The sequence below is a fragment of the Hydrogenophaga aquatica genome, assembly GCF_054780915.1.
The window spans coordinates 74491-85041 of the sequence record NZ_BAAGVK010000025.1 but is presented as its reverse complement, the minus strand read 5'-3'; the positions used below and the strand labels follow the sequence as shown (position 1 = coordinate 85041).

At 64.1% G+C, this 10551-nt stretch carries 9 protein-coding genes and 1 riboswitch; of the genes, 7 read left to right on the top strand and 2 right to left on the bottom strand.

Translation table 11 applies throughout. The features are described from left to right. The first annotated feature begins 151 nt into the window (after nt 1–151). The 7 genes from ACYVHH_RS17135 (at nt 152) to ACYVHH_RS17105 (ending at nt 6659) form a co-directional block, all read left to right on the top strand. Entirely contained in the window at nt 152–853 is a 702-nt protein-coding gene (locus ACYVHH_RS17135; protein ID WP_460566454.1) for a YqgE/AlgH family protein, read from the top strand. Beyond that, on the top strand, nt 850–1263 hold the full coding sequence (ruvX, locus tag ACYVHH_RS17130; protein WP_460566444.1) for a Holliday junction resolvase RuvX: 414 nt from the start codon (nt 850–852) through the stop codon (nt 1261–1263). Before ACYVHH_RS17135 ends, ruvX begins: the two co-directional genes overlap by 4 nt. Continuing rightward, nucleotides 1260–1790, top strand: coding sequence for a bifunctional pyr operon transcriptional regulator/uracil phosphoribosyltransferase PyrR (gene pyrR / locus ACYVHH_RS17125; RefSeq protein WP_460566442.1), 531 nt, complete (start codon nt 1260–1262; stop codon nt 1788–1790). The genes ruvX and pyrR overlap by 4 nt, the downstream gene beginning before the upstream one ends. Nucleotides 1791–1795: 5 nt before the next feature. Beyond that, the gene (locus ACYVHH_RS17120) at nt 1796–2749 is read left to right on the top strand and encodes an aspartate carbamoyltransferase catalytic subunit (RefSeq protein ID WP_460566440.1); all 954 of its coding nucleotides are present in this window, start codon (nt 1796–1798) and stop codon (nt 2747–2749) included. Continuing rightward, nucleotides 2746–4074, top strand: coding sequence for a dihydroorotase (locus ACYVHH_RS17115; protein WP_460566438.1), 1329 nt, complete (start codon nt 2746–2748; stop codon nt 4072–4074). Before ACYVHH_RS17120 ends, ACYVHH_RS17115 begins: the two co-directional genes overlap by 4 nt. Nucleotides 4075–4152: 78 nt before the next feature. Then, nucleotides 4153–4857 (top strand): lysophospholipid acyltransferase family protein, encoded by a 705-nt coding sequence (locus ACYVHH_RS17110; RefSeq protein WP_460566452.1) that lies wholly within the window; start codon nt 4153–4155, stop codon nt 4855–4857. A 245-nt stretch (nt 4858–5102) separates the two neighbouring features. Continuing rightward, the gene (locus tag ACYVHH_RS17105; protein WP_460566436.1) at nt 5103–6659 is read left to right on the top strand and encodes a methyl-accepting chemotaxis protein; all 1557 of its coding nucleotides are present in this window, start codon (nt 5103–5105) and stop codon (nt 6657–6659) included. Between the two features lie 25 nt (nt 6660–6684). Here ACYVHH_RS17105 and ACYVHH_RS17100 read toward each other — a convergent pair whose 3' ends face one another. Beyond that, the gene (locus ACYVHH_RS17100; RefSeq protein WP_460566434.1) at nt 6685–8412 is read right to left on the bottom strand and encodes a methyl-accepting chemotaxis protein; all 1728 of its coding nucleotides are present in this window, start codon (nt 8410–8412) and stop codon (nt 6685–6687) included. Nucleotides 8413–8670: 258 nt separating this feature from the next. Continuing rightward, the gene (locus ACYVHH_RS17095; RefSeq protein ID WP_460566432.1) at nt 8671–10245 is read right to left on the bottom strand and encodes a methyl-accepting chemotaxis protein; all 1575 of its coding nucleotides are present in this window, start codon (nt 10243–10245) and stop codon (nt 8671–8673) included. Nucleotides 10246–10392: 147 nt separating this feature from the next. After that, a riboswitch (cyclic di-GMP riboswitch) is annotated at nt 10393–10484 on the bottom strand. Nucleotides 10485–10551 lie beyond the last annotated feature (67 nt).

Here is a 10551-nt window from a genome sequence, read left to right as displayed (position 1 = left end):
GCTCTTATCCCCAAAACCCCGATCCCCAAGTACTCAACATACTCGGATCGGGGTTTTGCTTTTGGTGGCACCCACAGCCATCAGTCGATCAAAGCAGGGCGTCCTGCCCAGCTTGGTGCGCGAGCCTGGTGGGGCGCTTAAAATTGCCGCCATGCCTGCCGATACAGCACCGACCAATTTCACCAATCACTTCCTGATTGCCATGCCAGGCCTGAGCGATGAACTGTTCGGCAAGAGCGTGGTGTTCATGTGCGAGCACAGCGAGCGTGGTGCCTTGGGTTTGATCATCAACAAACCCAGCGGGATTGACTTGAGCGACCTTTTCGAGAAGGTGGATCTTCCCTTGCGGCGTACGGAGTTGGCTGGGGTTCCTGTGCTGCGGGGTGGCCCTCTGCAGCCGGAACGAGGGTTCGTTCTCCATGACGCGATGGGCGACGCAGAGAGAGTCGGCGCAGACGAGACGCCACCGGCTGTGGCTAGGGCGATCCAGGCGGCGATGTCCTCAAGCGATGAGGATGAGGAGACTGCTGACGAACGCGAAAAACCGGAGGGAAAGCCGTCGGTCTACGCTTCAACCATGAAGATCGGCGGCGGACTGGAGATGACCACGTCCCGCGATGTGCTGGAGGCGATGTCTTCCGGTGCGGGCCCTCGCAGGGTGCTGGTCACCTTGGGGTATTCGTCTTGGGGAGAGGGGCAGCTGGAGTCGGAGATCACCGAGAACAGCTGGCTGACGGTTGCTGCCGACCCCCGCATCATCTTCGACACGCCGGTCGAGCAGCGGTACGAAAAGGCGATGGCCTTGCTTGGTGTGCAGTCTTGGATGCTGGCACCGGGGTCGGGGCACGCATGAGCGCCTTGGCACAACCTGTATCTTCATCTCACCAGTCTTTTCTGGCCTTTGATTTTGGTTTGAAGCGCACGGGTGTAGCGAGTGGCAATCGCCTGACTCGCACAGCCACGCCGCAGGCGACAATCCGCGCGGAGGGCGACAGCCGTTTTGCCGAAATCGCCAAGCGCATCAAGGAGTGGCAGCCAGATGCGCTGGTGGTTGGCATTCCCACGCACCCCGATGGCGCTCCTCATGAGAATACGGCGCGAGCATTGAAGTTTGCGCGGCAGCTCCGCGGACGCTACGGCCTGGACGTCTACGAAGTGGATGAGCGCTACAGCACGACCGAGGCGTTGGCCATGGGCGCCAAGGATGCGGATGCAGCGTCTGCGTGCATCATTCTGGAACAGTTTTTGAGGAGTCTGCCTTGAGTCAATTGCAGTTGAATGCCGAGGCCTTGTACGCTGAACTGAAGCGGGGGGTGAGAAGCCTGATCGCCAGTGAAGGTAAGCCGGTGCGTCTGGTCGGTGTCACGTCGGGTGGTGCCTGGTTGGCGGCCAGGCTTCAGCGTGAGCTGGATTTGCCCGGAGAGGCTGGGGTGATCTCCTCCGTCATGCACCGGGACGATTTTGCGCAACGGGGGCTGAGTGCCTCGCTGCAGCAGACACGCTTGCCTTTTGACGTGAATGGCACGCATGTGCTGCTGATTGACGATGTGCTCTACACCGGCCGGACACTGCGAGCCGTGGTCAACGAGTTGTTCGACTATGGCCGGCCCGCGAGCGTCAAGCTGGCGGTGCTGGTGGACCGCGGCGGACGCGAGCTGCCGATGGCGGCGGATTTCGCGGCAGTGCGTCTGCCTTTGCCTGCGGGTCAATCCTTCGAGTTGGCCCAAGGCGAGGACGGCACCTTCAGCTTCGTGGTGGAAGACGTGAAAGACAAACAGCAACAGGCCTGACACCGATGAAAAACCCGCAACTCAACAAGAACGGAGAGCTGATTCACCTGCTTTCCACGGAAGGCCTGCCGCGCGCCATCCTGACCCAGATACTGGACACCGCAGCGAACTTCGTGAGCGTCAGTGACCGCGAGGTGAAGAAAGTGCCGCTGCTGCGAGGCAAGAGCGTGTTCAACCTGTTCTTCGAGAACAGCACGCGCACCCGCACCACGTTCGAGATCGCTGCCACCCGGCTGTCGGCGGACGTGATCAACCTGGATATCGCACGCAGTTCCACCGCAAAGGGGGAATCGCTGCTTGACACCATTGCCAACCTGAGCGCGATGGCTGCCGACATTTTTGTTGTGCGGCACAGCGAATCCGGCGCACCGTACCTGATCGCCCAACACGTGGCGCCCCACGTTCATGTGGTGAACGCCGGGGACGGGCGGCACGCGCACCCCACTCAGGGGCTGCTGGATATGTACACCATCCGGCATTACAAGAAGGATTTCACCAACCTGTCGGTCGCCATCGTGGGCGACGTGTTGCACTCGCGCGTCGCGCGTTCGGACATCCATGCACTGACCACGCTGGGCTGCCCGGACGTGAGGGTCGTGGGGCCCCGCACTTTGGTGCCGAGCGAGTTGTCGCAGATGGGGGTGAGGGTTTGTCACACGCTGGAGGAGGGGATCAAGGACTGTGACGTCGTGATCACCCTGCGCCTGCAGAACGAGCGCATGAGCGGCGCCTTGTTGCCGTCCAGCCAGGAGTATTTCAAGAGCTTTGGGGTGACCCCGGAGCGGATGCGTTGGGCCAAGCCGGATGCGATCGTGATGCACCCGGGGCCGGTGAACCGGGGAGTCGAGATCGATTCCAGCGTGGTAGATGGCCAGCAAAGCGTGGTGCTGCCGCAGGTGACCTTCGGCATTGCGGTTCGCATGGCGGTGATGGGGATTGTCGCGGGGAACGAAGCATGAAGATTCTGATTCGAGGCGGGCGCCTGATCGATCCGGCCAGCCAGACGGACACCGTGGCGGACGTGGCGATTGCTGCAGGGCGCATCATTGGTGTGGGCAAGGTGCCGGCAGATTTCACGCCCAACCGCACCATTGACGCGTCGGGCTGCATCGTTGCGCCCGGTTTGGTCGATTTGTCGATGCGCTTGAGGGAGCCGGGCCAGGAGCATGCCGGCATGCTGGAAAGTGAAATGGCCGCAGCTGTTGCTGGCGGTGTGACCAGCCTGGTGTGCCCGCCGGACACCGACCCGGTTCTGGACGAGCCCGGCCTGGTGGAGATGCTGAAGTTCCGTGCCGAGAAGCTGCACCAGGCGCGTGTGTTCCCTCTGGGGGCGCTGACGCGTGGCCTCAAGGGCGAAGTGCTGACCGAGATGGTGGAGCTCACCGAGTCTGGCTGTGTGGCGTTTGGCCAGGCCGAGGTGCCTATCGTCAACACCCAGGTGTTGCAGCGTGCCTTGCAATACGCGGCGACGTTTGGCTATGGCGTCTGGCTGCGCCCGCAGGATTTCTGGCTGGGCAAGGGCGTGGTGGCCAGTGGGCCGCTGGCCACAAGGATGGGTTTGAGCGGCGTTCCCGTGGCGGCGGAGGTGATCGCCCTGCACACGGTTTTCGAGTTGCTGCGTGGCGTGTGCCGCTCCGGTGGCACGTCTGTGCGCCTGCACCTGTGCCGCATCAGCAGCGCCGCAGGGCTGGAACTGGTGCGCCAGGCCAAGGCCGAGGGCTTGCCCGTGACTTGCGATGTGAGTGTTCACAACCTTCACCTCACGGACACCGACATCGGTTACTACGACAGCCGTTTGCGCCTGCAGCCGCCCGTGCGCCAGCAGCGTGACCGGGATGCGCTGCGTGCAGGTCTGGCCGACGGCACCGTGGACGCGCTGGTTTCCGACCACAACCCTGTGGACGCGGATGCCAAGACGCTGCCGTTTGCCGAGGCGGAACCGGGGGCGACTGCCGTTGAGCTGCTGCTGGGCCTGGCGTGGAAATGGGCCGGGCAGGATGGTGTGCCTTTGATGAGGGTGCTGCAGGCGCTGACCTACGGTCCGGCCAAGGTGCTCGGGCACAGCCTGGGCACCCTGCAGGCCAGTGTGGGAAGGGTGGTAGAGGGCGGCGTGGCCGACCTCTGCGTGATCGACCCCGGCGCTCACTGGAGGGTGAGCGGCGAGCAGCTGCGCAGCCAGGGGGCGCTCACGCCCTTCGAAGGTCATGAACTGCCTGTGGTGGTCAGGCAGACCCTGGTGGCTGGGCAGGTGGCGTTCGATGCCGCTACCGAGCGGCGTGCCTGAGTGCGTTCAGAAGCGGTCCAAGGGGTTCAGCCTGGCAGCGGGAGCTTGGCCGTGCGCCGCTTGAATGCCGCCTGGCGCATGTTGCGGCTGGCAGGTCACCTGCTGTCTGGTCTGAGGACCTTGCGCCGGGACTTTGCCGGACTGACCGACGAAGAGCGCCAGGAGCGGGTGCAGCAGTGGTCTGCACGGGCCCTGGCGTTGCTGGGCGTTCGGCTGGAGGTGGCTGGACATCCCCCGGTGGCTGGCCCTGTGCTGGTGGTCTGCAACCATGTGTCGTGGCTGGACATCCTGGTGATCAACGCGGCACGGCCCTGCCGTTTTGTTTCCAAGGCGGACGTGAAGTCGTGGCCACTGCTGGGGCGCCTGGTTGAAGAGGCGGGCACGCTGTTCATTGAGCGGGAGAAACGCAGGGATGCGGTGCGTGTGGTCCACCATCTGGCGGAAAGCCTGCGTGCCGGCGACGTGCTGGCGGTGTTCCCCGAAGGAACCACGGGCGATGGACGTTCAGTCCTGCCTTTCCATGCCAATCTGCTGCAGGCTGCGATCGCCACCCAAGCTCCCGTTTTGCCCGTGGCGCTGCGGTATTTTCATGCCGCCGACGGCAGCCCGCACGATGCGCCAACCTATGCCGGCGATACCACGCTCATCGCATCCATCTGGCGAACCTTGTGCACCAGTGACCTGGTGACGCGGCTGGACTTCGGGGAACGGCAGTTTGCCGAAGGACGGGAGCGTCGGGCCTGGGCGGAGGCTTTGCGGGAAGACATTTCGCACCGTATTTGAAGCCCTGCGGTTCACAGCTCTGGCTGGCTCAGGGGGCTTGCCCAAACCTGGTGGCGGTAGCATGATGCGCCAAATGGATACGGTCTGCTGGTGTTCAGAGACGGAGTTTGGTGCCGTTCACTGGGTGCCGTAGGGCTGGTTTCTTGCCGAGTGCCCGTGTTGCTCACGCCCAATTGCGCAGCGGTGCGCGTACAGAAACCGTCCCGAGATGAAGCAGAATGACGCCCCCATCGAAGGAGTTGCGCATGTTCCGTCTTGATTCCATCACCATAGCCCGCCGGTTGACCTTGCTGATCGCCTGCGCCTTGCTGGGGTTGCTGGTGCTCGTTGCGTTTTTCCTTGTCTCCGAGCGTTCCATGATCATGGAGGAGCGGCAGCTGGGGGTGCGCCAGACGGTCGAGACGGCCCACGGCATCGTGGTTCATTTCCATGCTCAGGCCGGCAAAGGGCAGATGTCCGAGGATGAGGCCAAGCAGCGTGCGATGGACGCCTTGAGGGGTCTGCGCTACAGCGGTTCGGAGTATTTCTGGATCAACGACATGCAGCCCCGCATGGTGATGCACCCCGTGCGTCCTGAACTGGAGGGCAAAGACCTGAGCCAGAACAAGGATCCGACGGGCAAGTTCTTGTTCGTTGAATTTGTGAACACGGTGAAAGCCGGGGGCGCTGGTTACGTGAACTACATGTGGCCCAAGCCCGGTAGCGAGCAACCGGTCCAGAAGGTGTCCTACGTCCAGGGGTTTGCACCTTGGGGGTGGGTGATCGGTTCTGGCGTGTACGTTGACAATGTGGACGCCGTGATATGGCAGCGCTTGGTGTTGTCGGGTCTTGGTGCACTGGTGCTGGGTGGTGTGTTGCTCGGCGTGGGTCTGCTGATCGCGCGCAGCATCCTGCGCCAGCTGGGTGGTGAGCCTGCAGAGGCGAACGCAATCACGCACCGCATGGCTCAGGGAGACCTGTCCATTGGCATCAGCCTGAGGGCTGGGGACGATTCCAGCATCATGCATGGCATCAAGGCCATGCGGGACAACATGGGGCAGATCGTCGCACGGGTTCGGCACGGCTCGGAGGCAGTCGCGACCGCGTCGGCGGAAATCGCGCAGGGCAACCAGGACCTGTCGCAGCGCACCGAATCGCAGGCCAGCGCGCTGGAGCAGACGGCTGCCTCCATGGAGGAGCTGGGCTCCACCGTGCGCCAGAACGCCGACAACGCCCGCCAGGCCAACCAGCTCGCCCAAAGCGCCTCCAGCGTCGCCGTCCAGGGCGGCGAGGTCGTCTCCCAGGTCGTGCAGACCATGCGCGAGATCAACGACAGCTCGCGCAAGATCGCCGACATCATCAGCGTCATCGACGGCATCGCCTTCCAGACCAACATCCTGGCGCTCAATGCCGCCGTGGAAGCCGCGCGTGCAGGCGAGCAGGGCCGCGGCTTTGCCGTGGTCGCGGGTGAGGTGCGCAGCCTGGCACAGCGCAGTGCCGAGGCGGCCAAGGAGATCAAGGCGCTCATCACCGACAGCGTCGGCCGTGTCGAACAGGGCAGCGAGCTGGTGGACCGTGCGGGTGCCACCATGCAGGAGGTGGTCGCCAGCATCCGCCGCGTCACCGACATCATGGGCGAGATCAGTGCGGCCAGCACCGAGCAGAGCGAGGGGGTGGCCCAGATTGGCGAGGCGGTGCAGAGCATGGACCAGGCCACACAGCAGAACGCCGCGCTGGTCGAGGAGATGGCCGCCGCCGCCACCAGCCTCAACTCCCAGGCTCAGGACCTCGTTCAGGCGGTTGCTGTGTTCCGCGTGAACTGACGCGGTCTGACGCGGTTGGGTTGATTCAGAACTGTTCCCAGTCGTCCTTTGCCTGCTGGCCGGCGTATGCGGCGGCAAGGGGCGCTGCTGGCCTGTGTGGGATTGCCGGAGACTTGGTTGCGGCCGGGGCCTTCAACGCCTTGGGGGCGGGTTTGGCAGCGGGTTTTTGCTGGGCCTGCATGGGTTCCCTCTGCTGGCCCGCCTGCAGCTTGAAAACCGCCACGGCGTGCACCAGTTGACGGGCCTGCTGGTTGAGGCTGTCGGCCGCTGCGGCCGATTGTTCGACCAATGCCGCGTTTTGCTGGGTCACCTGGTCAAGCTGCATCACCGCGTTGTTGATCTGGTCGATGCCCGACGTCTGTTCTTGCGAAGCCGCGTTGATTTCGGCGATCAGATCGGCCACGCGCTTGACCTGGGTGACGATCTCTTCCATGGTGCTGCCTGCCGCGTCGACGAGCTGAGTGCCTGTCTCGACTTGTTGAACGCTGTCGGTGATGAGCGCCTTGATCTCCTTGGCGGCTTCGGCGCTGCGGCTGGCCAGGCTGCGCACTTCGGAGGCCACCACGGCAAAGCCACGGCCCTGCTCGCCCGCGCGCGCTGCTTCCACGGCGGCGTTGAGGGCCAGGATGTTGGTCTGGAAGGCGATGCCGTCGATGACGCCGATGATGTCGGCGATCTTTCTGGACGACTCGTTGATCTGCTCCATCATGCTGACGACCTGATCCACCACTTCGCCACCCTTGACTGCCACGCCGCTGGCAGATTGGGCCAGTTGCGCCGCTTGCTGCGCGGTGTCGGAGTTGGTGCGGACCGTGCTTGACAGCTCTTCCATCGAGGCTGCGGTCTCTTCCAGATTGCTGGCTTGCTCCTCGGTGCGCTGGGAGAGGTCTGCGTTGCCCGTGGCAATCTGGCCGGCGCCTGTGGCAATGCTGTCGCTGCTGCTGCGCACCGTACCCACCACCTGACGCAGCGAGTCCTGCATCTGGCTCATGGCGTGGACCACGCTGCCCTGCCGGGCCCGGGAGGTGTCGATGTGCGAGGTGAGGTCACCCGCGGCGATGGCGCTGGCTACCTGGGCCACATCCGCCGGCTCACCGCCGAGCTGGCGAGTGAGGCGGCGGGTCAGCAGCACCCCGATGGCGATGCCTACCAGCACGCCACCTGCTGTCAGGGCCATCAGCAGAACGCGGATGTTGGCGTAGATGGCGTCGGTTTCCTCACTCAGCCGCTGGGCATTGCTGCTCTTGCGCTCGACCATCTGCGTCATGAGTTCGTCGGCCTTGTCCGCCACGGGACGGACGGTCTTGAGCAAGTGCTCGGCCGAGGCGCGGTTGTCCATCAGGTCTTCGGCCTGCACCTTGGCGGCGGTTTCCTTCAGGCCTGCTTCGTAGGCCTGAACAGCCTTGATCGTGTCCGCGATGAGCGCCTTGCCCTGCGGGGTCTGGAAGGTGGTTTCTGCGCGCGCCAGCTCGGCGTAGATCTTTTGCAGCCGCTGGTCCATGGCGCTGAGACGCTGGGCACGTTCCTCAGGATCAGACGCCAGGATGGCGCTGCTGATGGAGCGGGTGGCAGCCATGAGCTGCACGTTCGCCTCGGCCGCGTGGCGCAGGCCCGTGAGTTCGCGTTCGTACATCACGTTGCCCATGTCGTTGATCCGGGCGGCATTGAATATGCCTTGCAGTCCGATGATGGCGCCTACCGCCGAAATGATGAGGAAACCTCCGATCAGCTGGGTGCCCACTTTCATGCGCATGAAACGTTCCATCTTTCAACCCCTTCAGACACTTATGGTTGGTTTGAAAGGCTGGCAAGTGCGGTGCCTGGGCCAGCCGCTCAATGTCGATGAACATGCTCACGCGCTGGCGAGGCGTTGCGATGCCCGCGAGAAAATCATGCCCATCGAGCCGCCAAATTCTGGCCCAGGTTGGTGCGCCTGTGCGGGGATACCCACAACGCCATTGGCACTATCGGCCGCCAGGCTGCGACTGTGTCAACGGCGTGATGGGGTGGTTCAGCTTCTGACGTGCCTCAGCGCCAATGGTGCACTGCTGGCTTGCAGACGGAAGATGGACACCGCCTGAACGAGGTCCTGAGCCTGGGAGTTGAGGCTGGTGGCGGCGGCGGCCATCTCCTCGACCAGCGCGGCGTTCTGCTGGGTGGCCTGGTCCATGCTCTGCACCGCCTCGCCAATCTGGGCCACCCCCTCGCTCTGCTCGGTGCTGGCCGCACTGATCTCGCCCATGATGTCGGTGACGCGGCGGATGCTGGCGACCACCTCCTGCATGGTGGCACCCGCGCGGTCCACCAGCTCGCTGCCCTGTTCGACACGGCCGACGCTGTCGGTGATGAGCGCCTTGATCTCCTTGGCCGCCTCGGCACTGCGCTGTGCCAGGCTGCGCACCTCACCCGCGACCACGGCAAAGCCGCGGCCCTGTTCGCCTGCACGCGCGGCTTCCACGGCGGCATTGAGCGCCAGGATGTTGGTCTGGAAGGCGATGCCGTCGATGACGCTGATGATGTCGGCGATCTTGCGCGAGCTGTCGTTGATCTCGCGCATGGTCTGCACGACCTGGGAGACGACCTCGCCGCCCTGGACGGCGACGCTGGAGGCGCTTTGGGCGAGCTGGTTGGCCTGGCGTGCGTTGTCGGCGTTCTGGCGCACGGTGGAGCCCAGCTCCTCCATGGAGGCAGCGGTCTGCTCCAGCGCGCTGGCCTGCGATTCGGTGCGCTGCGACAGGTCCTGGTTGCCCTGCGCGATCTGGGTGCTGGCACTGGCAACGCTGTCTGACCCATGGCGCACCCGTGTGACCACTTGTGCAAGACTGCTCTGCATGGCGGACAGCGATTGCAGCAGCTGGCCAATTTCATCTTGGCCGGAGACCTTGACGCTCTGGCTCAGGTCTCCGTTGCCAATGCGCTCGGCGGCTTGCCGAGCCGTATCCACGCCCCGGGAGATGCCTTTGGACAAGCGCCAGCTGACGAACACCGCAATGCCAATGGTCACCAAGGCCAGCGCGGCGCCAATCACATACAGCTGGCGGAACATGTTTCCCACCTCAGCGTGAGCCGCCCGGACTTGCGCCACCTCGCCTTCCACCAGTTCCTGGGTTGCGCGGACGTAGGCATCGGTGACCGGAACGAACTGGCTTTGCACCAGGGCACGGGCGCCTTCCCCGTCGCCAGCGGCCTTCAGCTCGTTGACTCGGTCGCGGGTGGCCAGCCAGGTCTTGCGGACTTCGCCGACATTCTCGGCGCGGCGCCGCGAATCGGCGTCCTGTACCTTGGCCAGGAAGGTCTTCTGGGTCTCGGTGGTGCCGCGCGATGTGGCCGCCATGGATTCCGTGAAGAACTCGAGCATGGCGCCACCTTCGGAGTAGCCCACGGCGAGCGACCGGGCGGAGTTCTGCCGGACGTCGCCTTGCCACTGGCCCGCCAGTTGCAGCAGCTCCGCTGACAGCGCCATGCGCTCCGATGCCTGTGACACCTGCTCGACGCGCCAGGCGCTGACGCCTGCCAGCAACAGGAAAAGCGATATGACGGCCCCAAAGCCGAGCTGGAGCCTGGTGGAAATCTTGAGGTTTTGCATGGTCCGGGTAGGGCAGCGGGCCCTCTAGCGGTGAGAAATCACCCGGACGAACAGCGGGGCAGCAAAAAAAGCACGGTGCGCTTGAGAAGCGCCGTGCCTTTGCGACATCGAAGGACGGTGATGGCAGGTGGACCCCGCCGGTCAATCGGTGGCAGCCCCGCTGTCATGGCTCTCGGCCGAGAGCGTTAGACCGGAGGCTTTGCGGCCTCGACTTTCGTTCGAGTGTGCCTGGATACGGTGGCAATTGTCACAGATTTTTACATACCACTGCGGGTATGTGGGAAAAACAGTTGTGACCAGATCAGG